27 protein-coding genes are annotated in these 24,173 nt (G+C 64.0%); 20 read left to right on the forward strand and 7 right to left on the reverse strand.

Annotation, left to right across the window (positions count from 1 at the left end; all coding sequences use genetic code 11):
• The first annotated feature begins 147 nt into the window (after positions 1 to 147).
• Genes E1B25_RS05040 through E1B25_RS05095 form a run of 12 tightly spaced genes read left to right on the forward strand, consistent with a single transcriptional unit; the run spans position 148 to position 9,399 of the window.
• Positions 148 to 747: a head-tail connector protein gene (locus E1B25_RS05040; RefSeq protein ID WP_132827574.1), complete on the forward strand. Its 600-nt coding sequence runs from the start codon at positions 148 to 150 to the stop codon at positions 745 to 747.
• Positions 744 to 1,082 carry a phage head closure protein gene (locus E1B25_RS05045; protein WP_132827575.1) on the forward strand — a complete coding sequence of 113 codons (339 nt, stop codon included), beginning with the start codon at positions 744 to 746 and terminating at the stop codon, positions 1,080 to 1,082. Before E1B25_RS05040 ends, E1B25_RS05045 begins: the two co-directional genes overlap by 4 nt.
• Positions 1,079 to 1,492 carry a DUF3168 domain-containing protein gene (locus E1B25_RS05050; RefSeq protein ID WP_132827576.1) on the forward strand — a complete coding sequence of 138 codons (414 nt, stop codon included), beginning with the start codon at positions 1,079 to 1,081 and terminating at the stop codon, positions 1,490 to 1,492. Before E1B25_RS05045 ends, E1B25_RS05050 begins: the two co-directional genes overlap by 4 nt.
• 24 nt (positions 1,493 to 1,516) lie before the next feature.
• Positions 1,517 to 1,930, forward strand: coding sequence for a phage major tail protein, TP901-1 family (locus tag E1B25_RS05055; RefSeq protein WP_132827577.1), 414 nt, complete (start codon positions 1,517 to 1,519; stop codon positions 1,928 to 1,930).
• Between the two features lie 3 nt (positions 1,931 to 1,933).
• Positions 1,934 to 2,290, forward strand: a complete 357-nt coding sequence (locus E1B25_RS05060; RefSeq protein ID WP_132827578.1) for a gene transfer agent family protein — start codon at positions 1,934 to 1,936, stop codon at positions 2,288 to 2,290.
• Positions 2,287 to 2,493: a rcc01693 family protein gene (locus tag E1B25_RS05065; protein WP_132827579.1), complete on the forward strand. Its 207-nt coding sequence runs from the start codon at positions 2,287 to 2,289 to the stop codon at positions 2,491 to 2,493. The genes E1B25_RS05060 and E1B25_RS05065 overlap by 4 nt, the downstream gene beginning before the upstream one ends.
• Complete coding sequence (locus E1B25_RS05070; protein WP_132827580.1) at positions 2,483 to 3,145, forward strand: phage tail tape measure protein; 663 nt, start codon at positions 2,483 to 2,485, stop codon at positions 3,143 to 3,145. The genes E1B25_RS05065 and E1B25_RS05070 overlap by 11 nt, the downstream gene beginning before the upstream one ends.
• A 16-nt stretch (positions 3,146 to 3,161) precedes the next feature.
• The gene (locus E1B25_RS05075) at positions 3,162 to 3,794 is read left to right on the forward strand and encodes a DUF2460 domain-containing protein (protein ID WP_132827581.1); all 633 of its coding nucleotides are present in this window, start codon (positions 3,162 to 3,164) and stop codon (positions 3,792 to 3,794) included.
• Positions 3,791 to 4,693, forward strand: a complete 903-nt coding sequence (locus E1B25_RS05080; RefSeq protein WP_132827582.1) for a DUF2163 domain-containing protein — start codon at positions 3,791 to 3,793, stop codon at positions 4,691 to 4,693. Before E1B25_RS05075 ends, E1B25_RS05080 begins: the two co-directional genes overlap by 4 nt.
• Entirely contained in the window at positions 4,690 to 5,160 is a 471-nt protein-coding gene (locus tag E1B25_RS05085; protein ID WP_132827583.1) for an NlpC/P60 family protein, read from the forward strand. The genes E1B25_RS05080 and E1B25_RS05085 overlap by 4 nt, the downstream gene beginning before the upstream one ends.
• Entirely contained in the window at positions 5,160 to 9,086 is a 3,927-nt protein-coding gene (locus E1B25_RS05090; protein ID WP_132827584.1) for a baseplate multidomain protein megatron, read from the forward strand. The genes E1B25_RS05085 and E1B25_RS05090 overlap by 1 nt, the downstream gene beginning before the upstream one ends.
• Before the next feature lie 4 nt (positions 9,087 to 9,090).
• On the forward strand, positions 9,091 to 9,399 hold the full coding sequence (locus E1B25_RS05095) for a DUF7742 family protein (protein WP_132827585.1): 309 nt from the start codon (positions 9,091 to 9,093) through the stop codon (positions 9,397 to 9,399).
• Here the strand turns inward: E1B25_RS05095 and E1B25_RS05100 are convergent.
• Positions 9,368 to 9,706: a TraR/DksA family transcriptional regulator gene (locus E1B25_RS05100; protein ID WP_132827586.1), complete on the reverse strand. Its 339-nt coding sequence runs from the start codon at positions 9,704 to 9,706 to the stop codon at positions 9,368 to 9,370. The genes E1B25_RS05095 and E1B25_RS05100 overlap by 32 nt on opposite strands.
• An 84-nt stretch (positions 9,707 to 9,790) precedes the next feature.
• Between E1B25_RS05100 and cysE the strand changes: the two genes are divergently transcribed.
• On the forward strand, positions 9,791 to 10,603 hold the full coding sequence (cysE, locus tag E1B25_RS05105) for a serine O-acetyltransferase (RefSeq protein ID WP_132827587.1): 813 nt from the start codon (positions 9,791 to 9,793) through the stop codon (positions 10,601 to 10,603).
• Between the two features lie 70 nt (positions 10,604 to 10,673).
• Here the strand turns inward: cysE and E1B25_RS05110 are convergent, their stop codons facing one another.
• The 5 genes from E1B25_RS05110 to E1B25_RS05130 all read right to left on the reverse strand — a co-directional run bounded on the left by E1B25_RS05110 (position 10,674) and on the right by E1B25_RS05130 (position 15,250).
• Positions 10,674 to 11,009, reverse strand: a complete 336-nt coding sequence (locus E1B25_RS05110; protein ID WP_132827588.1) for a carboxymuconolactone decarboxylase family protein — start codon at positions 11,007 to 11,009, stop codon at positions 10,674 to 10,676.
• Positions 11,010 to 11,109: 100 nt separating this feature from the next.
• Entirely contained in the window at positions 11,110 to 12,411 is a 1,302-nt protein-coding gene (locus tag E1B25_RS05115; protein WP_132827589.1) for a pyruvate dehydrogenase complex dihydrolipoamide acetyltransferase, read from the reverse strand.
• A gap of 11 nt (positions 12,412 to 12,422) precedes the next feature.
• A complete protein-coding gene (locus tag E1B25_RS05120; protein WP_132827590.1) occupies positions 12,423 to 13,796 on the reverse strand; it encodes a pyruvate dehydrogenase complex E1 component subunit beta in 1,374 nt (457 codons plus the stop codon).
• Between the two features lies 1 nt (position 13,797).
• A complete protein-coding gene (gene pdhA / locus E1B25_RS05125; protein ID WP_132827591.1) occupies positions 13,798 to 14,811 on the reverse strand; it encodes a pyruvate dehydrogenase (acetyl-transferring) E1 component subunit alpha in 1,014 nt (337 codons plus the stop codon).
• Between the two features lie 139 nt (positions 14,812 to 14,950).
• Positions 14,951 to 15,250, reverse strand: a complete 300-nt coding sequence (locus tag E1B25_RS05130; protein ID WP_132827592.1) for a septum formation initiator family protein — start codon at positions 15,248 to 15,250, stop codon at positions 14,951 to 14,953.
• A 192-nt stretch (positions 15,251 to 15,442) separates the two neighbouring features.
• Between E1B25_RS05130 and E1B25_RS05135 the strand changes: the two genes are divergently transcribed.
• Complete coding sequence (locus E1B25_RS05135) at positions 15,443 to 17,062, forward strand: acyl-CoA dehydrogenase family protein (protein WP_132827593.1); 1,620 nt, start codon at positions 15,443 to 15,445, stop codon at positions 17,060 to 17,062.
• 161 nt (positions 17,063 to 17,223) lie between these two features.
• On the opposite strand, the gene E1B25_RS05140 is transcribed toward E1B25_RS05135, so the two are convergent.
• Positions 17,224 to 18,228 carry a GntR family transcriptional regulator gene (locus E1B25_RS05140; RefSeq protein WP_132827594.1) on the reverse strand — a complete coding sequence of 335 codons (1,005 nt, stop codon included), beginning with the start codon at positions 18,226 to 18,228 and terminating at the stop codon, positions 17,224 to 17,226.
• A gap of 342 nt (positions 18,229 to 18,570) precedes the next feature.
• Between E1B25_RS05140 and E1B25_RS05145 the strand changes: the two genes are divergently transcribed.
• The 6 genes from E1B25_RS05145 to E1B25_RS05170 all read left to right on the forward strand — a co-directional run bounded on the left by E1B25_RS05145 (position 18,571) and on the right by E1B25_RS05170 (position 24,108).
• A complete protein-coding gene (locus E1B25_RS05145) occupies positions 18,571 to 19,536 on the forward strand; it encodes an ABC transporter ATP-binding protein (RefSeq protein WP_280960242.1) in 966 nt (321 codons plus the stop codon).
• A complete protein-coding gene (locus E1B25_RS05150; RefSeq protein WP_206338505.1) occupies positions 19,536 to 20,447 on the forward strand; it encodes an ABC transporter permease in 912 nt (303 codons plus the stop codon). Before E1B25_RS05145 ends, E1B25_RS05150 begins: the two co-directional genes overlap by 1 nt.
• A 3-nt stretch (positions 20,448 to 20,450) precedes the next feature.
• Positions 20,451 to 21,293, forward strand: coding sequence for an ABC transporter permease (locus tag E1B25_RS05155; RefSeq protein ID WP_132827596.1), 843 nt, complete (start codon positions 20,451 to 20,453; stop codon positions 21,291 to 21,293).
• Positions 21,293 to 22,021: an SDR family NAD(P)-dependent oxidoreductase gene (locus E1B25_RS05160; RefSeq protein WP_132827597.1), complete on the forward strand. Its 729-nt coding sequence runs from the start codon at positions 21,293 to 21,295 to the stop codon at positions 22,019 to 22,021. The genes E1B25_RS05155 and E1B25_RS05160 overlap by 1 nt, the downstream gene beginning before the upstream one ends.
• Before the next feature lie 35 nt (positions 22,022 to 22,056).
• Complete coding sequence (locus tag E1B25_RS05165; protein ID WP_206338506.1) at positions 22,057 to 22,809, forward strand: SDR family NAD(P)-dependent oxidoreductase; 753 nt, start codon at positions 22,057 to 22,059, stop codon at positions 22,807 to 22,809.
• A 78-nt stretch (positions 22,810 to 22,887) separates the two neighbouring features.
• Positions 22,888 to 24,108 (forward strand): ABC transporter substrate-binding protein, encoded by a 1,221-nt coding sequence (locus E1B25_RS05170; RefSeq protein WP_132827599.1) that lies wholly within the window; start codon positions 22,888 to 22,890, stop codon positions 24,106 to 24,108.
• The last annotated feature ends 65 nt before the right edge of the window (positions 24,109 to 24,173 follow it).

A 24,173-nucleotide genomic window follows, 5' to 3' on the forward strand; every position in this document is an offset into this window, starting at 1 on the left:
TCCGTCCGAGCGACACGGGGGCACGGCGCGCGTCCGCGCTAGGGCAAAGGTGGGCCCCCATGCGGCCCGGGACTGGTCTGCGTGTGGCGCCGCCCTTTGGCCCTGACCTTCGGCCTGGAAGTCGGCCCGGTATTTCGGAGAGAGCGAATGATGTTGAGCGAAGAAACGGCGATTGCGGATGCCGCGCTGCCGGTGGTGCAGTTCCGGTCGCATCTGCGGCTGGGCAGCGGATTTGGCGAGGATGGGTTGCAGGATGACCTGTTGAAGGGGTTTTTGCGGGCAGCCATCGCGACGATCGAGGCGCGTACAGGCAAGGTGCTGATGTCGCGTGACTTTAGTTGGATGGTCTATGCGTGGTCCAATCTGACGCGGGCGCGCCTCCCGGTGGTGCCGGTGACGGCGATCACCGGTTTCACGCTGGTGGACGCGTCGGCGGCAGAGGTCACGGTGGCGGCCGAGCGGTTTCGGCTGGAACGCGACCTGCAAGCTCCGGTGCTGCGGCCCTCGGGCGCGCTGCTGCCTTCGATTCCCAGAGGGGGGCATGCGCGGATCGCGCTCAGCGCCGGGATGGCGGCGGATTGGGGTGATTTGCCGGCCGATCTTGGCCAGGCGGTGCTGTTGCTGGCGGCGCATTATTACGAATACCGCGACGAGACGGCTCTGGGCCCCGGCTGCATGCCGTTCGGCGTCAGCAGCCTGATCGATCGTTATCGCGTGCTGCGGTTGAGCCCGAGGGCGGTGCAATGAGCGCGCCGGTTCTAGCCCGGCAGCTGTTGCTGGAGACGCCGGTGCGGCTGCCTGACGGTGCCGGTGGTGTGATCGAGAGCTGGACCCCTATCGGCGCGCTTTGGGCGGAGGTGCGACCGCGCACCGGGCGAGAGCGGGCCGAGGCGGGCACGCCGGTCTCGACCATGGGCTATCGCATCGTGGTGCGCGGCGCGCCGGTGGGATCGGTGCAACGCCCGACGCCAGAGCAGCGGTTTCGTGACGGCGCGCGGCTGTATCGTATTCGGGCCGTGGCTGAGCGTGACCCGGCGGGGCAGTTCCTGATCTGTTTTGCCGACGAGGAGGTGGCGGCATGAGCTGTGCGATGTCCGGTCCGTTGCAGGCGGCGGTCTATCAGCTGCTGGCGGCAGATGCCGCGCTGGCGGCGGTGGTGGGCGGCGCGATCTATGACGGGCTGCCGGCGGGCCCTTTGCCCGAGACCTATGTGAACCTTGGCCCCGAGGTGGTGCGCGACCGGTCGGACCGGGAGGGCGCGGGGGCGCTGCACCGGTTCACCATCTCGGTGATCAGCGAGGCGCAGGGGTTTGCCGCGGCCAAGGCGGCGGCGGCGGCCATCGGGGACGTGCTGGTGGACGCGGTGCCGCCGCTGAGCCGGGGCCGCGTGGTGGGGATCTGGTTCGAACGCGCGCAGGCGCGGCGGACCGGCAGCGCCGGACAGATCCGGCGCATTGATCTGAATTTTCGCGCCCGCGTCGAAGACGCATAGGCGGGCCAGAGCAGGAGACAGCACATGGGTGCCCAGAACGGCAAGGATCTGTTGATCAAGGTGGACATGACCGGCGACGGTCTGTTCGAGACGATTGCGGGGCTGCGCGCCACGCGGGTGAGTTTCAACGCCGAGAGCGTCGATGTGACCAGCCTCGAGAGTCAGGGCGGCTGGCGCGAGCTGTTGTCCGGGGCCGGGGTGCGATCGGCGGCGATTTCGGGGGCGGGCGTGTTCAAGGACGCGGGCACCGACGAGCGGGCACGCCAGCTTTTCTTTGACGGGGAGGTGCCGGATTTTCAGGTGATCATCCCCGATTTCGGCATTGTCGAGGGGCCGTTTCAGGTGACGGCGCTGGAATACGCGGGCAGCCATGACGGCGAGGCCACCTATGAGATGTCTATGGAGAGCGCCGGGATGCTGGTGTTCACGGCGGTCTAGGGGATGGCGAACCACGTAGTCAATCCCTGGGCGGGAGAGGTGGCGCTTGTGGTCGGCGGCGAACGGCGGGTGCTGAAGCTGACGCTGGGTGCGTTAGCCGAACTGGAGGAGTCGCTGGGCGAGGATACGCTGGTGGCGCTGGTTGAACGGTTTGAGGGGGGACGGTTCTCAAGCCGCGATCTGTTGGCGCTGGTTCTGGCCGGGTTGCGTGGCGGCGGCGTCGATTGGGCTGCCGGGGATTTGCTTCGGGCCGAGATCGAGGGCGGGCCGCTGGCGGCGGCGCGGGCGGCGGCTGAATTGCTGGCGCGGGCGTTTACGGTGCCGGGGTCGGGCTCGGTTACGGGGTCGGGGGGCGCATGAGCGGGATTGACTGGCCGACGTTGATGCGAGCCGGGTTTCAGGCGTTGCGGCTGCGCCCGGAGGAGTTCTGGCACCTGACGCCGGCAGAACTGGCGTTGATGCTGGGTCAGGGGCAAGGCCGGGCCCCGATGTCACGGGGCGGGCTTGAGGCGCTGTTGGCGCAATGGCCGGATGTGAAGAAAGGCGGCGAGGATGGCGGATAGCAGCGATATCGACATGTTTGGTGCGGCGATTGACGGGGTGGAGAGCGGCTTGGGCGCGGCGAGCGACATGGCGGCGAGCTTCGAGAGCGAACTGTCGCGGATGCGCAGCGCGCTGGCAGCGACGGGGCGCGATGTGGCGACCCTGGAGCGCGGGTTCTCGAGCGGGTTGCGCAGGGCCTTTGACGGGGTGGTGTTTGACGGCAAGAGCCTGTCGGAGGCGCTGGACGGGTTGGCGCGCACGATGGTGCAGACCACCTATTCCGCCGCGATCCGCCCGGTCACCAGCCATTTCGGAGAGATGCTGGGCAATGGCGTGCGCAGTCTGGTCGAGGGGCTGTTGCCGTTCGAGTCGGGGGCGGGGTTCGCGCAGGGCCGGGTGATGCCCTTTGCCAGTGGCGGGGTGGTGCGCAATGCCACCCTGTTTCCGATGCGCGGCGCGACCGGGCTGATGGGTGAGGCCGGGCCCGAGGCGATCCTGCCACTGGCGCGGGGACGCGATGGCAAGCTGGGGGTCCGCTCGGGCGGCGGTAGCGCCAATGTGAGCCTGGTGATGAACGTGAGCACGCCCGACGTGGGTGGGTTCCAGCGCAGCCGGGGCCAGATCGCGGCCCAGATGCGCCGCGCGCTGGATCGTGGTGCGCGCAATCTTTGACGGCAGGAGGGGTGTGATGAACTTTCACGAGGTGCGGTTTCCCGCTTCGCTGAGCTTTGGCTCGGTCGGCGGGCCAGAGCGGCGCACGGATATCGTGACGCTGGCCAATGGCTACGAGGAGCGCAACACGCCTTGGGCCCATGCGCGGCGGCGCTATGATGCCGGGTTGGGGATGCGGGCGCTTGACGACGTCGAGACACTGATCGCGTTTTTCGAGGCGCGGCAGGGGCAGATGTACGGGTTCCGCTGGAAGGACTGGTCGGATTACAAATCCGGTCGCGCCCGGGCCGAGGTGCGGTTTGACGATCAGGTCATCGCCCGTGGCGACGGGGCGAAGCGGGTGTTTCAGGTGATGAAGACCTATCGCTCGGGGGCGCACAGCTATGCGCGCCCGATCGCCAAGCCGGTGGCGGGTACGGTGCGCGTCGGGATCGAACAGGACGAGCTACAGGAGGCGGTGGATTACACCGTGGACACGGCAACCGGGCTGATCACCTTCGCACATCCTCCGGGCGCGGATCTGGCGGTGACGGCGGGGTTCGAGTTCGATGTTCCTGTGCGTTTTGACACCGACCGCATCCAGACCAGCGTGGCCAGTTTTCAGGCCGGTGACGTGCCCAGCGTGCCGGTGGTGGAGGTGCGGGTATGAGCAGCGCCAGCGATGCAGGCATGAGCGAGGCCTTCCGCGCCCATGTGGAAGGCGGGGTGACGACGCTGTGCCGGTGCTGGGCGCTGACGCGTACGGACGGGGTGCAATACGGGTTTACCGACCACGACCGGACGCTGGACTTCGACGGCATCGCCTTCAAGGCCGAGACCGGGTTGTCGGCGCAGGCGTTGCAGCAGGCCAGTGGGCTGGCGGTGGACAATACCGAGGCGATCGGCGCGTTGAGCGATGTGGGGCTTAGCGCGGCAGAGATCGAGGCGGGCCGCTTCGACGGGGCGGAACTGCGGGCCTGGCTGGTCAACTGGGCCGATGTCTCTGTGCGGTGGATGCAGTTTCGCGGCACGCTGGGTGAGATCCGGCGCGCGGGCGGTGCGTTCAGCGTTGATCTGCGTGGCTTGACCGAAGCGTTGAACCAACCGTTGGGGCGGATCTCTCAGAAAGCCTGCACCGCTGTGCTGGGCGATGGAGCCTGCCGGTTCGATCTTGAGGCGCCCGGCTATGCCGAAGCGCGAGCGGTGGCTTTGGTCGAGGGGGCGCGGCTGTTTCGCTGGGACGATCTGGCGGGGTTCGAGGCGGGCTGGTTCACGCGCGGGCGGCTGGTGGTGCTGTCGGGCGCGGCGGCAGGGCTGTGGGGGTTGATCAAGACCGATACGAGCGATGCCAAAGGGCGCGAGATCGCGCTGTGGGAACCGCTGCGCGCCGCGATCATGCCCGGCGATCTGCTGCGGCTGGAGGCGGGCTGTGACAAGCGGATGGAGACCTGTCGATTGAAATTCAACAATCTGGCAAATTTTCAGGGCTTTCCGGATATCCCGGGCGAGGACTGGGTGGTCGCGGTGCCGAAATCGTCGAAACCGAACACCGGGGGAAGCCTGCGGTGAGCGTCGCTGTCACGGCGGGGCGGCCGGATGTGGTGGCGGTGGCTCGCGGCTGGATCGGCACGCCCTATCGCCATCAGGCGGCGGTGCGGGGGGCGGGGGCTGATTGTCTTGGGCTGGTGCGCGGGGTCTGGCGTGAGCTGTGTGGCGCTGAGCCGGCACCGGTGCCGGCCTATACCATGGATTGGTCAGAGCCGCAGGGAGAAGAGCGGCTGTGGGCGGCGGCGCGGCTGTATCTGAGCGAGCGGGCGGGCGCCCCCCGGCCCGGGGATGTGATCCTGTTTCGGATGCGCGCAGGGGCGGTGGCGAAACATCTGGGACTTCTGGCCGAGGTCGGGCCAGAGGTCAGCTTTGTGCATGCTTATGCCGGGCGCGGCGTGGTGGAGAGCCCGCTGAGCGCACCTTGGGCGCGGCGGGTGGTGGCGCGGTTCGAATTTCCCAACGGCAACTCAGGCAAGGAGATGCGCTGATGGCGACGATACTTTTGTCCGCGGCGGGCGCGGCGATTGGTGGCTCGGTCGGTGGCACATTGGCGGGGCTGTCTTCTGTCGCCATTGGCCGGGCGGTGGGGGCGACGCTGGGCCGGGTGATTGACCAGCGTCTGCTGGGCGCGGGGGCTGACCCGGTGGAGACCGGCAAGGTCGATCGTTTCCGTTTGATGCAGGCGGGCGAGGGCGATCCGATCCCGCAAGTCTATGGTCGGATGCGGCTGGGCGGGCAGGTGATCTGGGCCTCGGATTTTCAGGAAACCGCGACGACCCGTGGCGGCAAGGGGGCAGCCCCCAGCGCCAAGGTGACCGAATACAGCTATTCGGTGTCGCTGGCGGTGGCGGTCTGCGAGGGGGAGGTGGCCAGCATCGGGCGCGTCTGGGCCGATGGCGAAGAAGTGTCGCGCGAGGATCTGAACATGCGGGTCTATCCGGGCAGCGCCGATCAACTGCCCGATCCGCTGATTGAGGTGATCGAGGGCGCCGGCATGGTCCCGGCCTATCGCGGTACCGCCTATGTGGTGATGGAGGATGTGGACCTTGGCCCCTATGGCAACCGGGTGCCGCAGTTTTCCTTTGAGGTGCTGCGCGGCGAACAACCGGGCGGGCGCGACTATGAGGCCGATCTGGCGCAGCTGGTGCGCGGCGTGGCGTTGATCCCCGGCACCGGGGAATATGCGCTGGCCACGACGCCGGTCTATTACGGCGACCCGTTGGGAAGCCAGTCGGCGGCGAACCTGACGACGCCCTCTGCAATGGCGGATTTCCCGCGCGCCTTTGAACAGCTCACAGAAGAGCTGCCCGGCTGTGATGCGGTGTCTCTGGTGGTGTCCTGGTTTGGCGGCGATCTGCGCTGCGGTGCCTGCCAGGTGGTGCCCAAGGTCGAACAAAAGACCTTTGAGGGCAGCAATATGGCCTGGCAGGTTTCTGGGCTGACCCGGGGGGAGGCTGACCCGATCGCTCAGGTGGAGGAGCGGCCGATCTATGGCGGCACACCGGCGGATGCGGCGGTGGTTGAGGCGATCAAACATATGCGCGATGCCGGGCGGCGGGTGATGTTCTATCCCTTTATCCTGATGGATCAACTGGCGGGCAACGGGCTGCCTGACCCCTGGACCGGGGCGGCGGAGCAGGCACATCTGCCGTGGCGGGGGCGCATCACGCTTTCGGTGGCACCGGGACAACCGGGAAGCCCCGATGGCACGGCGGCGGCGGAAGCTGAGGTCGCTGCCTTCATGGGGGCGGCTTCAGCAGCGGATTTCACTGTGGGTGATGCAGAGGTCACCTATACCGGCCCCGAGGACTGGGGGCTGCGGCGGTTCATCCTGCACTATGCGGCGCTTTGCGCGGCAGCGGGCGGGGTCGATGTCTTTTGCATCGGCTCCGAGTTGCGCGGGTTGACCCAGATCCGGGGGGCCGATGGCTTTCCCGTGGTCGAGGCGTTGCGCGATCTCGCGGGTGAGGTGCGCAGGCTTCTGGGGCCTGAGGTCAAGCTTGGCTATGCCGCCGACTGGTCGGAATACTTCGGGTATCAGCCCGAGGATGGTAGCGGCGACCGCTTTTTCCACCTTGACCCGCTTTGGGCCGATCCGCAGATCGATTTCGTCGGCATCGACAACTATATGCCGCTGTCGGACTGGCGCGAGGGTGAGGATCATCTGGATGCGCGCGCCGGCTGGGAGAGCATCTATGACCCGGCGTATCTGGACGCCAATGTCGAGGGCGGCGAGGGGTTTGACTGGTTCTATCACTCACCCGAGGCTGAGGCGGCCCAGATCCGCACGCCGATCACCGACGTGGCGCATGGCGAGCCGTGGATCTGGCGCTACAAGGATCTGCGCGGCTGGTGGGAGAACGATCACCACGAGCGGATCGGCGGCGTGCGGCAGGCTTCGGCCACCGCTTGGGAGCCGGGGATGAAACCGATCTGGTTCACTGAGCTGGGCTGCGCGGCGATCGACAAGGGCACCAACCAGCCGAACAAGTTCCTTGATCCGAAATCCTCGGAATCTCAGCCGCCGAAATATTCCACCGGCCGACGCGATGACCTGATCCAGCTGTGCTATCTGCGGGCGCAACTGGGCCATTGGGCCAAGGAGGGGAACAACCCGGTGTCAGAGGTCTATGATGGGCCGATGCTGGATCTGGCGAATGCCTATGTCTGGGCTTGGGATGCGCGACCGTTTCCGGTGTTTCCCAACCGTGACGATCTGTGGAGCGATGGCGGAAATTACCTGCGCGGGCACTGGCTGAACGGGCGGGTCGGGGCGCGCACGCTGGCCTCGGTCATCGAGGAGCTGTGCGGGAGGGCCGGGCTGAGCGATATCGACACCGCGCATGTGCATCACATGGTGCGCGGCTACCGGGTGGATCGGATTGCTGACGTGCGCGCCGCGTTGCAGCCCCTGATGCTATGTTATGGCGTCGATGCGGTGGAGCGCGACGGGCTGCTGCGTTTCCTGCCGCGCGACGGGCGCGGGGCGCATGCGCTGGTGCGCGACCATCTGGCCGAGAGCGGCGAGTTGGAGGGGTGGGTCGAACAGTTGCGCGAACCCGAAGCCGAATTGGCGGGACGGGTTCAGGTCCGCTTTGTCGAATGGGGCGGCGATCACGATGTGTCCGCCGAACAGGCCGTGTTGGCGGATGATGCCACCCATGCGGTTGCGGTGAATGACCTGCCGCTGGCACTGACCCGGTCCGAGGCGCGCGCGGTGGTCGAACGCTGGCTGACCGAGGCACGAGTGGCGCGAGAAAGCGCGCGTTTTGTGCTGCCACCATCGGCCATGGCGCTGGGCGCGGGGGATGTGGTGCGACTGCCGGATGAAACGGGCGCGGGCGGGGCGCTGTATCGTATCGACCGGGTGGAGCAGAGCGAGGCGCAGCTGATCGAGGCGGTGCGGGTCGAGCCGGCGGTCTATACTCCGTCAGCCCCCGTCGGTGGGCTGCCCTCTGCGCGCGCCTTTGCGGCGCCGGTGCCGGTGTTGCCGCTGTTTATGGACCTGCCGCTGATCGCTGGCGACGAGGTGCCCCATGCGCCCCATCTGGCGGTGACGGCGACGCCCTGGCCGGGGACCGTGGCGCTCTATGCCTCGACCGCGGATGAGAATTACGAGTTGGACGAGATCATCGCCGCGCGCTCGATCATCGGGGTGAGCGAGACGCCCCTGACAGCGGCGCGGGCGGGTGTCTGGGATGAGGGCGCACCGTTGCAGGTTCAGTTGTTCAATGGCGCACTGGAGACCCGCGATGCACTGGCGGTGCTGAACGGGGCAAACCTGATGGCAATCGGGGATGGCAGCAGCGGCAATTGGGAGCTGTTCCAGTTCCGCGAGGCCGAGTTGGTGGCACCGAACCGTTATCTGCTCAGCGGGCGGTTGCGCGGACAGGCGGGCAGCGACGGGCTGATGCCTGCGGTCTGGCCGGTCGGCTCCAAGGTGGTGGTGCTGGACGGGCGGCAGGTGCAGATCGACCTGACCCCGGCGCAGCGGCGGGTGGCGCGGCATTATCGTATCGGCCCGGCGCGGCGCGGCTATAGCGACCCGTCCTATCTGCATCTGATCGAGGATTTTGAGGGCAACGGGTTGCGCCCCTATGCCCCCTGTCATCTGACGGTGACGCGCGAGAGCGGGGCCTATGCGGTGGGCTGGATCCGGCGCACACGGATGGTGGACGGCAGCGACTGGGCACTGGACGAGGTGCCGCTGGGCGAAGAGAGCGAGGCCTATCTTGTGCGGGTGATGCAGGGCACCACCGTGCTGCGGGAAGAAACCGTGCGCACGCCGCAGTGGAGCTACGGCGCGGCGGCGCAGGCGGCGGATGGGCTGAGCTTTCCGGCCCGGCTGGAGGTGACGCAGATCTCGGCGCGATATGGCCCCGGTCTGTTCGCATGGGTCGATCTGCCGGAGTAGCGGGATGCGGCCGGTTCTGCACGGCGATGTGAGCTGTGCCGCACGCGTGCTGCGTGCCGTTCCACCGGGGCGGCGGGCGGCGCTTTGTCGCCGGATGATCCGGGAGGCGGAGGCGGCGGACCGATACCGCCTGCGCCACGCACGGGTACATCCGCGCTGGGGCAATGGTTCGCTGATGGCGGCGGCGCGGCACCGGGGGATGGCGGATGAACCGGGCTTTGACGATGTCGATTACTGCCGCTGTTTCATCATGGTGCTGGAGGCGCTGGCCATGCGGCCGCTCAGCTTGAGGCGCAGCCGACACAGCGGGTGACGGCGGGGTTCAGTTCCAGCCGTTTTGGCGCGATCGGCTCGCCGCAATCTTCGCAATAGCCGAACTCGCCCGCGTCGATCCGCGCCAGCGCAGCACGCAGACCCTTGCTCTCTCCATCGCGGCGGGCTTGCTGCGCCTTGGCCATCGCCTGGTTTTGCAGCGCGTCCATACGGCTGAGCCGACCCACCGCCTGCTGGTCAAGCTGCACTACCGCCAGGGCGTCGTGGCCAAGGCGGTTTTGCTGCGCAATCTCGTCCAGACGGGCGCGGATCAGCGCGGCAAAGCGGGGGGTGTCGGTCTCATTCATATCTCACATCGCTGTCATCATGGGTTTGCGGTTGGAGTTTTTTGGCCTAGATGCCATTCTAAGGGTACGAAAGGATATTTGGCCATGCTTGAACCGCGCAAGAAAATCTCTCCGGTCGATCCGGTCTGGGATCGTATCCGGTCCGAGGCCGAGGATATCGTGCGAAACGCGCCGCTGATGGGCGGGTTGGTGCATGCCTGCATCCTGCACCACGCCTCGCTGAACAAGGCGCTGTCCTATCGGGTGGCCGCCAAGCTGAGTTCCAACGAGATGTCGATGGTGGTGCTGCGCGAGATCGTCGATCAGGCCTATTCCGAGACGCCAGAGCTGATCGATGCGGCCCGCGCCGACCTGATGGCGGTCTATGACCGCGATCCGGCCTGCCACCGGTTTGTGCAGCCGGTCCTGTACTTCAAGGGCTATCAGGCGATGCAGGCCTATCGCATCGCCCATTGGCTGTGGAACAAGGGGCAGCACGATCTGGCCTATTTCTTTCAGATGCGGGTGTCCGAGATCTTTGGCATCGACATTCACCCGGCGGCGCGGATCGGCAAGGGCATCATGATTGACCATGCCCATTCCATCGTGATCGGCGAAACCGCCGTGGTGGGCGACAATGTCTCGATGCTGCATTCGGTGACGCTGGGCGGGACCGGCAAGGAAGAAGAGGACCGGCACCCCAAGATCGAGGACGGCGTCATGATCGGGGCCGGGGCCAAGGTTCTGGGCAATATTCGCGTCGGCCATTGCAGCCGGATCGCGGCGGGGTCGGTGGTGTTGCAGGATGTGCCGCCCTGCACCACGGTTGCCGGTGTGCCGGCCAAGATCGTGGGCGAGGCGGGCTGTGACCAACCCTCGGTGATGATGGATCAGGTGATCAAGGGCAGCGCCTCATAGGGCTGCGGATTGGGACGGCGGCGCCAGACATTGCACCGCCGCCCAGTATTGTCGTCAGGTGGTGGTGCCGTCAGGCGGTGAATTCGTCATAGGCCGCAAGCGCCTTGACCCCGTACATATAGGACGGGCCGCCGCCCATCAGGATGCAGACGCCGACGGTCTCTTCGATCTCGGCGCGGGTGGCCCCGGCCTCGATCGAGGCTTTGACGTGAAAGGCGATGCAATCGACGCATTGCTTGCCGATCCCAAGCGCCAGCGCCATCAACTCCTTGTGCTTGTTGCTGATTTCGCCTGCGGTGGTCGAGGCCACGTGCAGCGCGCCAAACCCTTCGGCGGTTGCGGTTTGCGCGGTGCCGAATGTTTCCATGCCGCCTTGGGCTTCGTTCAGAATATCTGTCCAGCTCATCGCGTGTTCCTTTTGCAGCTGTGTGTTCGGAAAACGGATAGCGCGCCGCAGTGCGGCGCGCTTTGATTCACGTCATGGGCGGGCGAAATACGCGCCTGCGTCAGGCCAGCATCACCATCGGATTCTCAAGGTTCTCGACAATAGCCTTGAGCAATTCAGCCCCCAGCGCGCCGTCAATCACTCGGTGATCGACGCTGAGCGTCACGCTCATCACTGTCGCCACGGCCAGTTCGCCATCCTTGCCGACCACGGGTTTCTTGACCCCCGCGCCAACCGCCAGAATCGCCCCATGCGGCGGGTTGATTACGGCGTCGAAATTGTCGATCCCGAACATCCCGAGGTTCGAGATGGCAAAGCTGCCGCCCTGATATTCCTGCGGTGCCAGCTTGCGGTCGCGGGCCCGGGCGGCGAGATCTTTCATCTCGGCCGACAGCGCCGAGAGCGATTTCATCTCGGCATCCTTCAACACCGGGGTGAACAGTCCGCCCTCGATGGCGACGGCAACAGCCACGTCCGAGGGTTTCAGCTTGAGCAGGCGATCGCCGGCCCAGACCGCATTGGCATCTGGCACCGATTGCAGCGCCAGCGCGCAGGCCTTGATGATGAAGTCGTTGACCGACAGCTTCACGCCGCGCCCTTCAAGCTGCTTGTTCAACTCGGCGCGGAATTTCAGCAGCGCGTCGAGCCGGATATCGCGGCGCAGATAGAAATGCGGGATCGACTGTTTCGCCTCGGTCAGCCGCGCGGCAATGGTCTTGCGCATCCCGTCGAGCTTGACCTCCTCATAGTCGCGGCCCTCGTACATCCGGGCGACGACATCCGCCGAGGGGCCGGTGGCGAGCGTCGGGGCGCTGGCACTGGCCTGCGGGGCCGGGGCCGCCGCTGTGGCTGCCTTTGGCGCGGCGCTGGCGCTTTGCACATCCGCCTTGACGATCCGGCCATGCGGGCCAGAGCCGGTGATCTGGCTCAGGTCCAGACCCTTGTCTGCCGCGATCCGGCGCGCCAGTGGCGAGGCAAAGACGCGTTCGCCGCCAACGCTGGGTGCGGGCGGGGCCGATTTGACGGCAGCGACCGGGGCGGCGGCACTTGCCGCCTCTGCCTTGGCCGCCGGTGCGGGCGCTGCTGCCGGGGCGGCGGTGCCGATATCATCGGCGCTTTCGCCTTCGAGCAAAAGCACGGCGATGGGGGCATTCACCTTGACCCCCTCACTGCCCTCGGCGACGAGGATCTTGCCGATCACACCTTCGTCGACAGCCTCGAACTCCATCGTGGCCTTGTCGGTCTCGATCTCGGCCAGCAGGTCGCCAGAGGTGACGGTATCGCCCTCTTTCACCAGCCATTTGGCCAGCGTGCCTTCCTCCATGGTAGGGGAGAGGGCGGGCATCAGGATTTCGGTGGGCATGGTTCTGCTCCTTACCGGTAAGTCACGTGTTTCACGGCTTCGATCACCTCGTCGGTGGTGACCAGCGCGAGCTTTTCGAGATTGGCGGCATAGGGCATTGGCACGTCCTTGCCGGTGCAATTGATCACCGGGGCGTCAAGGTAATCAAACGCCTCCTGCATCAGCACCGAAGAGATATAGCCCCCGACCGAGCCTTGCGGCCACCCCTCTTCGACGGTGACGCAACGGTTGGTCTTCATCACCGAGCGGATGATGGTGTCAGTGTCCATCGGGCGCAGGGTGCGCAGGTCGATCACCTCGGCCTCGATCCCCTCTGCCGCCAGCTTGTCGGCGGCTTCAAGCGCATAGGTCATGCCGATGCCGAAACTGACGATGGTTACATCCGTGCCCTCGCGCCAGATCCGCGCCTTGCCAAAGGGAACGGTGTAATCCTCCATGTCCGGCACATCGAAGCTGCGCCCATAAAGGATTTCATTCTCAAGGAAGATCACCGGGTTGGGATCGCGGATCGCCGTTTTCAGCAGCCCCTTGGCGTCAGAGGCAGAATAGGGCATCACCACCTTCAGACCGGGGATCTGCATATACCATGCGGCGTAATCCTGACTGTGCTGGGCGCCGACGCGGGCGGCAGCCCCGTTAGGGCCACGAAACACCATCGGAGCCCCCATCTGCCCACCGGACATATACAGCGTCTTGGCGGCAGAGTTGATGATCTGGTCGATCGCCTGCATGGCAAAGTTGAAGGTCATGAATTCGACGATCGGCTTCAGCCCGCCAAAGGCCGCGCCAACCGCAACACCGGTAAAGCCATGCTCGGTAATCGGCGTGTCGATCACCCGTTTCGAGCCGAATTCGTCCAGCAAGCCCTGACTGATCTTGTAGGCGCCCTGATATTCGGCCACCTCTTCGCCCATCAGATAGACATCACCGTCGCGCCGCATCTCTTCGGCCATGGCATCGCGCAGCGCCTCGCGCACGGTCTGGCTTTTCATCGCGGTGCCTTCGGGCCAGTCGGGGCTGAGGTCAGGGGCCGGGGTCGCAGGGGCCGCCGGTTTGGCCGGGGCCGAAGCCGCCGGTTCAGCCGCTGCCGGTTCAGCTGCCGCAGCGGGGGCAGGGGCGCTGGCGATATCCTCCGCGCTTTCGCCCTCTTCGATCATCACGGCGATGGGGGTGTTCACCTTGACCCCTTCGGTGCCCTCCGGGATCAGGATCTTGCCGACGATGCCTTCGTCGACGGCCTCGAACTCCATCGTCGCCTTGTCGGTTTCGATTTCGGCCAGAATGTCGCCAGAGGAGACGGTATCGCCCTCCTTGACCAGCCATTTGGCCAGCGTGCCTTCTTCCATGGTCGGCGACAGGGCGGGCATGAGAATTTCGGTCGCCATCTCAGTTCACCTCCTGCGGGATTTCCGGGGCATAGATATCGGTCCACAGTTCCTGCGGCTGGGGTTCCGGGCTTTCGCGCGAAAAATCGGCGGCGTTGCTCACGACGGTCTTGATCTCTTTGTCGATCGCCTTGAGGTCGTCCTCGCTGGCATGCTTGCCATCGAGCAGCATGGTGCGGACCTGTTCGATCGGGTCGCGTTCCTCGCGCATTTTCTGCACCTCTTCGCGGGTGCGGTATTTCGCCGGGTCCGACATCGAGTGGCCGCGATAGCGATAGGTCTTGATCTCAAGGATATAGGGGCCCTTGCCGGCGCGGCAGTGTGCCACCGCCTTCTCGCCCGCGTCCTTGACGGCCAGCACGTTCATGCCATCGACCATCTCGCCGGGGATGCCAAAGGCCTCGCCACGGTGATAGATATCCTTGGTCGAGGTCGAGCGCGCCTGCGCCGTGCCCATGGCATATTGGTTGTTCTCGATCACGAAGATCACCGGCAGTTGCCACAGGGCGGCGATGTTGAACGCCTCGTAAACCTGGCCCTGGTTCGCTGCGCCGTCCCCGAAATAGGTAAAGGTGACGCGCCCGTTTTCCTTGTACTTGTCCGCAAAGGCGAGCCCGGTGCCGATCGGAACCTGCGCCCCGACGATGCCATGGCCGCCATAGAAATTCTTTTCCTTGGAGAACATGTGCATGGAGCCACCTTTCCCCTTGGAATAGCCGCCCTCGCGGCCGGTCAGCTCGGCCATGACGCCCTTGGGGTCCATGCCACAGGCCAGCATATGGCCGTGATCGCGGTACGAGGTGACGCGCTTGTCGCCCTCCTCGGCGGCGGCTTCCAAGCCGACGACGACCGCCTCTTGTCCGATGTAAAGGTGACAGAAACCACCGATCAGACCCATGCCATATAGCTGGCCGGCCTTTTCCTCGAATCGCCGGATCAGCAGCATTTCGCGGTAATAGGTGGTAAGTTCTTCTGCGGAAACATTTGATTTCCGGGGGCTTTTTCGCGTTGCCATCGCGGCGTCTCTCCTCCTGAAAAGGATAGTTTAGCGTTAAACTATCTAATACAAGATTTAGATCGCGCTGACGAGAGGGATTTTGCCGCGTCGCGTTTGGCGTCCCGTTCTGCGCCGGGTTCGGCGGATCAGGCGGTGCCTATCGGATGACGATTTCGTCGGCCCGCAACATGCCCAGCATCGAGCGCGCCTGTTGATCCAGCAGGTCAAGATCAAGATAGTCGTCCGACAGCCGGTGGGTCAGGTTTTCGATCCGTGCGATCTCGCTATTCAGCCGGTCGAGATCGGCGCGAAGCACATTGGCTTCGGCGGCGATCTCGACGCGGCGGAACAGCCCATAATCGCCCTGTACGGCAGCAAAGGTGAAATAAGCCCCCACCGCAAAAGCGGCAGCGAAAAATATCAATGCTCCAAAGCTGGGTCGGGTGGAACGGATCACGGGTACTGCTTTCTGCCTCAAACGCGCCCTTTGCGGACGTCTTTCACCACTATGTCACAGGTGATTCGCGGTGTGAATCCCCTTTCTGCACTTCGCGCCGGTCAGGGTGTCTTATTCTGACCCGGCGTTTCGATTGCGTCGTCGTGGAGGCGACCTCAAACTGACGCCATCGCAATCGGGAGGATATGCGCCATGACCGTTTCACCGCCGCGCGCCGATCTGGGCACGCATGAGGTTTCAAACCAGCCTGCGCCGCGCGGCGCGCGCGATCTGTGGGCGCAGGATCTGCCGCTGCGTAGCGCGATCGCGACATTCGGCGGGCGCAGCGCCGATCTGGCCCGCGCCGGGGCCGCCTATGGCAGTGAAGAACTGCTGTACGCCGCCGAAGAGGCTCGCCGCGATCCGCCCCGGCTGATGCTGTTTTCCCGCTCGGGTCATCGCTTGGATGAGGTGCGCTTCAACGCCGGCTATCACCGGGTGATGCAGGAGGCCAGCGCGCAGGGCTATGCCGGTGCCGCATGGGATGGGCAGCCGGGCGGGCACGTCACCCATGCCGCCCATGTCTATATGATGAACCAGGTGGAACCGGGCGTGTGCTGCCCGCAAACCATGAGCTATGCCGCCGTGCCGGCACTGGCTGCCGATCTCAAACTGGCCGCGCTCTGGCGGCCGCGGCTGACCTCGGGCGTCTATGACCCAGCCACCCGGCCGATTGGAGAGAAATCCGGCGCCACGCTGGGCATGGCGATGACCGAGAAACAGGGCGGATCGGACGTGCGGGCCAATACCACCCGGGCGCGGCGCGACGGCGATGCCTATCGGCTGACCGGGCATAAATGGTTCTGTTCCGCGCCGATGTCGGACGGGTTCCTGACCTTGGCGCAGGCCGAGGGTGGGCTGACCTGTTTCCTTGTGCCGCGCTGGCTGGAGGGCAGCCGCAACGGCATCCGCCTGCAACGGCTCAAGGACAAACTGGGCAATACCGCCAATGCCAGTTCCGAGATCGAATATGTCGACGCGCTGGCCTATCGGCTGGGTGACGAGGGGGCCGGGGTGCGCACCATCATCGAGATGGTCCACCATACCCGTCTCGACACCGCGATGGCGCCCGCTGGCCTGATGCGCGCGGCGCTGGCCGAGGCGCATTGGTGGGTCTCGGGGCGCAGCGCCTTTCAACGGCGGTTGATCGACCAGCCCTTGATGCGTGCGGTGCTGGCCGATCTGGCTCTGGATTGGGAAGGGGCGACCGCGCTGGGGTTTTTCATGGCGGCGGCCTTTGATCGTGAGGACGCCGAAAGCCGGGCGCTTGCGCGGATCGGCGTGGCGCTGGCCAAATATCTCGGCAACAAGCGCTGTATCCCGGTGATCGGCGAGGCGATGGAGGTGCTTGGTGGCATGGGCTATATCGAGGAAACCCCGATGCCCATGCTGTACCGCGAGGCACCGTTGAACGGCATCTGGGAAGGGTCTGGCAACGTGATCTGTCTCGACATCCTGCGCTCACTGGCGCGCGACCCGCTGGCGGGCGAGGTGCTGAACGCCACGCTGGACGCCGCGCGCGGGCGCGACAGCCGCTTTGACGCCGCGCTGGAGGCGCATCGCGCCCGCTGGCGCAGCCTGCCGCCCGAGGCCGAGGCGCGCTGGTTTGCCGAGAGTCTGGCGACCCTGCTGACCGCCGCGGCGCTGTTTGAGACCGCGCCCGACGCGGTGGCGGGCGGCTATGTCACCTCGCGCCTGACGGGCGCGCGCGGCAGCCTGCCGGGGGCGGTCGCCGGGCTTGATACGGAAGCGATCTTGCAACGGCTGGGCTGAACCGGAACGTGCGGGAGAGGCTGCCTCAGGTATCGTAGGCGACATCTGCGCGCCCTAGGGGGTATCTGGCGCGCGCGGTCTTGATGGTGGAGCCGTGCACGCGCTTTGCGCACCGCGCAGCCTCCCCTCAGTTCAGAATTGGTGGAGGAATTGGCCGCCTCTCAAACGAATTGGAGGTAGGAGGGGAAGTCCTTGGGCGGGGCAATGATCGCGGTGATTTTGAGCTGTGCAATGGTGCGGTCACGGGCCTTTTCCAAGTGCATTGACAACATGCTTGCCGCTGCGCTGATCGACCCGGACAGGGACAGTTCAATCACCTGACCCAACTCGAGAATGGATTGTGTGTCGGGCGGCAGCCCAAGTGAGAACAGCGCTGATTGACAGGCCTCCAGCGCCAGCCGGTTGCTCGTGGCATAGTCAGCGAGGTCTGCGTTCGGGGTGGTGAGGATCACGATTTCGAAAAACCGCTGATCCAGCGAAAACCATTGTGCCGGTGTCAGCGACACATTGCTGGACTGGGCCCTGATCTCGTCGGCAAGCTGGCGCAGGTCTTGAATCGGGAATTGCGCCGACCGCAGCGCGGCCACTTCCAGGATCGAGCGCAACTCGTACTTGTCCTTGATCTTCTGCGAGGTCAGCGGCTCCACGACCCATCGGGACGTCCGGCTTTTCTGGATCAGCCCGCGTTCCTGCAGGCGGCCCAGAACGTCGCGGATGATCGTGCGCGACACGCCATACTCTTCCGCCATCTGCGCTTCGATGACCCGATAGCGGCCAAAGACCGGGCTGCGGGTCACGTAGTGCGCGACATCGTCGTAGATCCGCAGCCAGTTGGGTTTGCCCACACCTTCGTCAAGCCCGGTCAGGTCCAGGTCGATCCGACGCAGGTCATCGCGCTTTGCCACGCCGTTGGTCCCGGCGACAAGAAATCCGCGCCCGGAAAATTTGCAGATGTGGCCCTCGGACTCGATCAGTTCCAGCGCGCGTTTGACCGTCGCACGGGACATGTTCATGCGTTCAGACAGTGCGCTCTCCTGCAAAACCAGCCCCGAATAAAGCTTGCCGAGCGCAATATTCTGGCGAAGCAGATCCGCAGCCACTTCGAAAAGCGGCGCGCGCTTGTCCTGATCTTCCGCATCGGATCCGGGAGTTATGGGGTGAATCATCAGAGCCTCGCCTCACTGCTTTAACTGAACATAGGGCGACCTCCTGCCTGTTGGAAACGCTTTTCCTTTGTGTTCAAAAATCGTTCATGACTCTTCTCGAAATCTCACATGTGCACGTATTTCGTGCTGTTTTAGGTGTTTTTGGGTGAATATTGCACGCATGGCGTTCATTTCAGAGCCTCGCGGCGCGTTGTTAGTGAAAATTTTTATACAAAAATCAGTTTATATTTGCGCGCCGAGGAGAATCGATGTTTGTATTAGAAAATCGATAAAAGGGAGCGACCGGTGCTGACGCTAAGCCGAGTAAGCCGAAGATATGGCGAGACCACTGCTCTGGACGGGGTGGATTTCGTTGTTCCGGAAAACACCTACATGTCCCTTCTCGGGGCCTCTGGTTCGGGCAAAACGACGCTGTTGCGTCTGATCGCGGGCTTCGAAGAGCCGGATCAGGGAGAAATCTCAATCGATGGCGAGCGCATTGACGGCCAGCCGCCGCATCTGCGCGATATCGGTTTCGTGTTCCAGAACTTCGCGCTGTTCCCGCATCTCACGGTCGCCCAGAATGTCTCCTATGGTCTGCGGTACCGGGCAAATGCGCCCGTTTCCAACGAAAACGAAATCAAGGACCGGACTGAAAGCGTGCTTTCTCTGGTCGGGCTTTCGGGCTTTGGACATCGCGCAATCAGCGCGATTTCAGGCGGTCAGCGCCAGCGTGTCGCGCTAGCCCGCACAATGATTTGCGAACCGCGGGTCATCTTGCTCGACGAACCGCTGGGCGCACTCGATGCCAACCTGCGCGCGCGCATGTGCGACGAACTGAAGGCCATCCGCGAACGGCTCAAGGTAAGTTTTCTGCATGTGACCGGGTCCGAAACCGAAGCCCTTACCATGGGTGACAAGGTGGCCGTGCTGTCGGGAGGCAAGATTGTCCAGTCGGATGCGCCCGATACGTTGTTTTCGCACCCCAACAATGTCGACGCCGCGCGCCACCTCAATGCATGGAACATTTTCGAAGCCGGGCTTTGTGGCCCAGCGATGGGGCAGGGGACGGTCGCGGTCCGCTTCGACCAGATCGACGTCAGCGCCGAAGGTGAAGTGCCGGACGGGCGTCCCTGGCTTCGAGCGAAATACCTCACCGGAGAATTTAACGGCCCGACTGCGCTGTCGTTCTTTCGCGCCGAAGACGGCACGCTTTTGCAAGTCATTGATCACCTGAGCCAGCCGCGTCTGCCCGACATGGTCGAAGGCCAACACTATGATCTTCACTTCGCGCCGGATGCCGCGCGTCAGTTCCACGGAGCCGCCTGATGACCGCCCTGTCAACGGACACCCCGACCAAACCCACCCATTCCCCCGCAGAACTGCGCGAGAAACAGGACCGCCGCCGCGCCATGGGGCTCTTGACGCCGGGCCTTCTGTGGATGTCTCTGTTCATGGTTCTGCCGATGTGCATGGTGGTCTATGTGTCGTTCTGGACCCAGACGACCTTTGCCGTGGAATCGACGCTTACCACCGCAAGCTGGGAACGCTTTCTAAGCTCCTCGACCTATCTTTCCGCGATCGGCACCACGCTCCGGGTCTGGGCGATCGTGCTCGTCGCAACCGTGGTTGTCGGCTATCCCGTTGCGTTGTTCATCGGGCTGTTCGTGCGCAACAAGACGTTCCAGACCGCTTTGCTGGTTGCCTGTGTGATCCCGTTCTGGACCTCGTTCCTGATCCGCGTGATCGCGTGGCGCCCGATGCTGGGTACCGAAGGGGCGATCAACGTGATCCTGATGAAGCTTGGGATCATTTCCGAACCGCTGACCTTTCTTCTGTTTTCCGAATTTTCCGTCCTCGTCGGGATGACCCAGATCTACTGTGTCTTCATGGTCGGGCCGATCACCTTCATGCTGGGGCGCATCGATCCTTCTGTGATTGAAGCCGCGCGCGATCTCGGGGCGTCATTCGGTACGATTTTCCGCCGCATCATCCTGCCGCTGTCGCTTCCGGGCGTTATGGTCGGCTCGATCTTCGTTTCTGTCATGGTGCTGGGCGAATTCGCGACCGCCGCGTCGCTGTCGGGCCGCAAGGTCAACCTCCTCGGGAACATCATCGTCAGCCAGGTCGGGTCACTCAAATGGGCCTTTGCCGCGGTCGCCGGTGTGGTGCTCACCATCATCATCACCGCTGTCATTGCGCTCGCCCTGCGCATCGTCGACCTGCGAAAGGAAATGTGAGCCATGCAGTCTCGTATCCTGCGTCCAACCCTCGCCATCTATACCGCAGCCTTCCTGCTGTTTCTCTACGGACCTATGATCGTGCTTGCGATCCTGTCGTTCCAAAGTTCGGATGGCGGGCCGCAGTTCCCGATCCGTGATTGGTCGATCTACTGGTATCAGCATCTTCTGGGGTTGACCGAAACCTCCCGTGTTTCGCAACTTCCCGTCGGTGACAGCCTGCTGCGTTCCATCCTGCTGGCCTTCATGACCACCGTGGTTTCCACGATCCTCGGGGTGATGAGCGCGGAAGCCTTCCGTACCAAGTTCAAGGGTTCCGGTCCCGCGTTCTATCTGATCATCCTTGGCATGATGGTGCCCGGTGTCCTGGTCGGTCTGGGGATGGCGCTTTTGTCCAATACGCTTGGCATCGGTCGGGCGTGGTGGGGCACCTCCTTCGTGCTGCACGTCGTCTATACCTATCCTTTCGCCTTCCTTGTCATGCTTGCCATCTTCAACCGGTTTGATCGCTCGGTCGAAGAAGCCTCGCTCTCGCTTGGTGTCAGCCCGGCGCAGACGTTCCGTCGTGTGACCTTCCCGATCATCTTCCCGGGGGTGCTTTCGGCCATGCTGTTTTCCTTCACACTCAGCTATGACGAATTCTCTCGCACGCTGTTCACCATCGGGTCGCAACTTACCCTGCCGCTGGCGATTTACGGCACCTTCTCGGTCGAGATTTATCCCAACATCTTCGCGTTCGGAGTGCTCACAACCCTCTTCAGCTTCACGCTTCTGGTCATCTACGGCCTGTTGATGAAGCGCTTCACCGCCAAGGCGGCCCGCTTCAAGGGGCAGGAGGAAAACTGATGATCGCTCTCGTCACAGGCGCGGGCTCCGGTATCGGGGCCGCCATCGCAGAACGGCTCGCAGCAGATGGGCACAGGGTCGCAATCAATGACCTGTCCCTTGATGCAGCCAGGGCCACCGCCGCCAAAATTACCGCCGCTGGTGGAACCGCCGGGGCCTATGGTGCCGATGTCAGCAACGAGGCCGAGGTCAATGCGATGGTCAAAGCCATCACTGACGAGTTCGGCGCCCCCGAGATCCTCGTCAACAATGCGGGGTTCGGTCATCAGGCTCTGTTCGTGGATATCACGCCCGCGCAATTTGACCGGATGTTCGCTGTCCATGTGCGGGGCAACTACATCTGCACCCGCGCCACGCTGCCCGCCATGTTGCAGAAAGGCGAGGGCCATATCGTCAACATAGCCTCGCAACTGGGTCAGGTCGGCGGGGTAGAGCTTGTCCACTATTCCGGAGCCAAGGCGGCGATAATCGGGATGACAAAAGCCCTTGCCCGCGAAGTGTCGGACAAGGGGGTGCGCGTCAACGCTGTCGCCCCGGGGCCGATCAACACGCCACTGGTCGAGGCCCTGTCGGAAGACTGGAAATCGGCCAAGCGCGCCGAACTGCCGCTCGGTCGTTTTGGCAGCCCTGCAGACGTGGCCGGCGCTGTTTCCTTCCTGTGTTCGTCCGACGCCGCGCTGTTTGTCGGCCAGACGCTCGGACCGAATTCCGGCGATGTCATGCTGTGACCCCTCAAGATCCTTCAGAAACGGAATTGCATCAAATGGACAAACGAACTGTTCTCATCACCGGCGCCGCGATCGGGATCGGCCGCGCCGCAGCGCAGTGCTTCGCCGCGAACGGCGATCATGTGATCGTGACCGATGTTCTCGAAGACGAGGGGGAGGCCGTCGTCGCCGAGATCCAAGCCGCCGGCGGCAGCGCTGAATTCCATACGCTGGATGTGCGCTCGACCGAAGCGGCCGATGCCTTGGTTGCCGATCTGAACCTGCGTTTCGGCGGTATCGACGTCATCGTTGCCAATGCGGGGATCGCTCTGCGCGTCCCGATGTCGGAAATGACCGATGAGAAATGGCACCAGACGATCGACGTCGATCTGTACGGCATGATGCGTGTGATCCGCCCGGCACTGCCTGCGATGAAGCCGGGCGCGTCGATCATCTGCCTCTCGTCGATCATGGGGACAGCCTATGGCTGGAACGAACATGTGCAGTATTCAACGGCGAAATCCGGTGTTGTCGGCCTCGTGCGGGGATTGGCGGTCGAATATGCGGACAAGGGTATCCGCGTGAACGGCGTCGCACCCGGGTATATCCGCACGGCGCAACTGCTGAATCCCGGTCACAGCCTTGGGCCGGATGCTGCCGATATCGCATCCCCCTACATCCCGATGCGCCGCCTCGGAGATCCGGCGGAAATCGCCAGTGTCATCAAGTTTCTCGCGTCCTCCGATGCCTCCTACCTCACTGGGCAGGTTGTGACGGTGGATGGGGGGCTGACCCCCGGCCGGTACTGAGGTCGCCAATCACAAGGGGCGTCCAACGCCCTGATCATTCCGCTCACTATCAACTCGTCATCAATAGGGAATAACATCATGACAGTTAAATCAAACCGTCGATCATTTCTGAAATACGGGGCCGCCGCCGGCGCTGCTGTCGTCGGCACCAGTTTGCACCCATGGTCGCGCATGGCATATGCCGCCAATATGGGTGATCAGAAACTGCGGACCACGGGCCTGTCGACCACGGTTCAGGATCGCATCCTCGAAATGTTCAAGGCCCAGTCCGGCGTTGGCTCCGTGTCCGGTACGCCATCGACCTATCCGGATGCGCAGACCAAGATTCTTTCTGGGTCAGCCGACTATGACGTTTGGGAAATCATCGCCGAGCGCCTTCCCGCTCTGATCGCCACCGACAACGTGGACCCGATTCCGGTGTCGGAAATCAAGAACTGGGCGTCGATCCGCGATACCTTCACCAAGGTTGACCCGAAGTGGGATGCGCGCGCGCAAATCTCTGGTCAGATCTGGGCGGACAAGGCACAGACCGAGCTTTACATGGTGCCGGCCGTCTACAACTACGACTCCATCGGGTACAATCCGGAGGTTCTGTCCGCTGAAGAAGCCAACACTTGGACTGCGCTGTTCGACCCGAAATGGAAAGGCAAGTCCGGCCTTAATGTCGATCCCCTGATCGCCTTCGGTCAAGCCATTCTGGCGATGAACTCGCTTGGCCTTATCGAAGCCAAGAACGCCGGCAACCCGACGATGGCGGAAATCGATGAAGCCGCGAAATTCCTGATCTCGAAGAAAAAGGAAGGTCAGTTCCGCGCGCTTTGGGGCGACTTCGGCGAGTTGGTGAACCTGATGGCCTCGGGCGAGATGGTCGTCTGCGACGCATGGCAGCCTGCGGTCATGGCCGTGAAGGCCCAGGGCAAACCCTCCAAATACGCCACCCCGAAAGAAGGCTATCGTGGCTGGGCTATCGGTCCGTCAATGCTGAAGGGGACCGCGAACCGCGAAGCGGTCATCGCATACGCCGACTTCTGGCTGTCGGGTCAACCGGGCGTCACCGTGACCGAGCAGGGGTATTATTCGCCGTCCAAGAACATCAAGGACGTGATGGACCCCGACAAATACGCCTTCTGGTATGAAGGCCAGCCTTGGAAAGGCGAAGCCGAGCGCGGCATCAATCCCGGCGACCTGCGGGATGGCGGTTCGCTCGAGGAACGCGCTTCCAACGTGGCCTACTGGCACCAGTGGCCGGACGAATACGACCACCTGATCATGCGTTGGGACGAATTCCTGAACGCATAATCTTCCCGTGACCGGGCGGCGCGCGCTTCCCTGCGCCGCCCGGTCCATTCCTTACCGACTCAACA

The sequence above is a fragment of the Antarcticimicrobium sediminis genome (assembly GCF_004348975.1).
Classification (GTDB): Bacteria; Pseudomonadota; Alphaproteobacteria; order Rhodobacterales; family Rhodobacteraceae; genus Antarcticimicrobium; species Antarcticimicrobium sediminis.

Coding starts and splice junctions, on each gene's coding strand:
- E1B25_RS05120 (WP_132827590.1), bottom strand. CDS start 13,796: ATGGCGACCGAAATTCTCATGCCCGCCCTGTCGCCGACCATGGAAGAA.
- E1B25_RS05075 (WP_132827581.1), top strand. CDS start 3,162: ATGAACTTTCACGAGGTGCGGTTTCCCGCTTCGCTGAGCTTTGGCTCG.
- E1B25_RS05055 (WP_132827577.1), top strand. CDS start 1,517: ATGGGTGCCCAGAACGGCAAGGATCTGTTGATCAAGGTGGACATGACC.
- cysE (WP_132827587.1), top strand. CDS start 9,791: ATGCTTGAACCGCGCAAGAAAATCTCTCCGGTCGATCCGGTCTGGGAT.
- E1B25_RS05065 (WP_132827579.1), top strand. CDS start 2,287: ATGAGCGGGATTGACTGGCCGACGTTGATGCGAGCCGGGTTTCAGGCG.
- E1B25_RS05080 (WP_132827582.1), top strand. CDS start 3,791: ATGAGCAGCGCCAGCGATGCAGGCATGAGCGAGGCCTTCCGCGCCCAT.
- E1B25_RS05115 (WP_132827589.1), bottom strand. CDS start 12,411: ATGCCCACCGAAATCCTGATGCCCGCCCTCTCCCCTACCATGGAGGAA.
- E1B25_RS05165 (WP_206338506.1), top strand. CDS start 22,057: ATGGACAAACGAACTGTTCTCATCACCGGCGCCGCGATCGGGATCGGC.
- E1B25_RS05150 (WP_206338505.1), top strand. CDS start 19,536: ATGACCGCCCTGTCAACGGACACCCCGACCAAACCCACCCATTCCCCC.
- E1B25_RS05140 (WP_132827594.1), bottom strand. CDS start 18,228: ATGATTCACCCCATAACTCCCGGATCCGATGCGGAAGATCAGGACAAG.
- E1B25_RS05070 (WP_132827580.1), top strand. CDS start 2,483: ATGGCGGATAGCAGCGATATCGACATGTTTGGTGCGGCGATTGACGGG.
- pdhA (WP_132827591.1), bottom strand. CDS start 14,811: ATGGCAACGCGAAAAAGCCCCCGGAAATCAAATGTTTCCGCAGAAGAA.
- E1B25_RS05170 (WP_132827599.1), top strand. CDS start 22,888: ATGACAGTTAAATCAAACCGTCGATCATTTCTGAAATACGGGGCCGCC.
- E1B25_RS05110 (WP_132827588.1), bottom strand. CDS start 11,009: ATGAGCTGGACAGATATTCTGAACGAAGCCCAAGGCGGCATGGAAACA.
- E1B25_RS05160 (WP_132827597.1), top strand. CDS start 21,293: ATGATCGCTCTCGTCACAGGCGCGGGCTCCGGTATCGGGGCCGCCATC.
- E1B25_RS05040 (WP_132827574.1), top strand. CDS start 148: ATGATGTTGAGCGAAGAAACGGCGATTGCGGATGCCGCGCTGCCGGTG.
- E1B25_RS05045 (WP_132827575.1), top strand. CDS start 744: ATGAGCGCGCCGGTTCTAGCCCGGCAGCTGTTGCTGGAGACGCCGGTG.
- E1B25_RS05095 (WP_132827585.1), top strand. CDS start 9,091: ATGCGGCCGGTTCTGCACGGCGATGTGAGCTGTGCCGCACGCGTGCTG.
- E1B25_RS05060 (WP_132827578.1), top strand. CDS start 1,934: ATGGCGAACCACGTAGTCAATCCCTGGGCGGGAGAGGTGGCGCTTGTG.
- E1B25_RS05100 (WP_132827586.1), bottom strand. CDS start 9,706: ATGAATGAGACCGACACCCCCCGCTTTGCCGCGCTGATCCGCGCCCGT.
- E1B25_RS05050 (WP_132827576.1), top strand. CDS start 1,079: ATGAGCTGTGCGATGTCCGGTCCGTTGCAGGCGGCGGTCTATCAGCTG.
- E1B25_RS05155 (WP_132827596.1), top strand. CDS start 20,451: ATGCAGTCTCGTATCCTGCGTCCAACCCTCGCCATCTATACCGCAGCC.
- E1B25_RS05090 (WP_132827584.1), top strand. CDS start 5,160: ATGGCGACGATACTTTTGTCCGCGGCGGGCGCGGCGATTGGTGGCTCG.
- E1B25_RS05135 (WP_132827593.1), top strand. CDS start 15,443: ATGACCGTTTCACCGCCGCGCGCCGATCTGGGCACGCATGAGGTTTCA.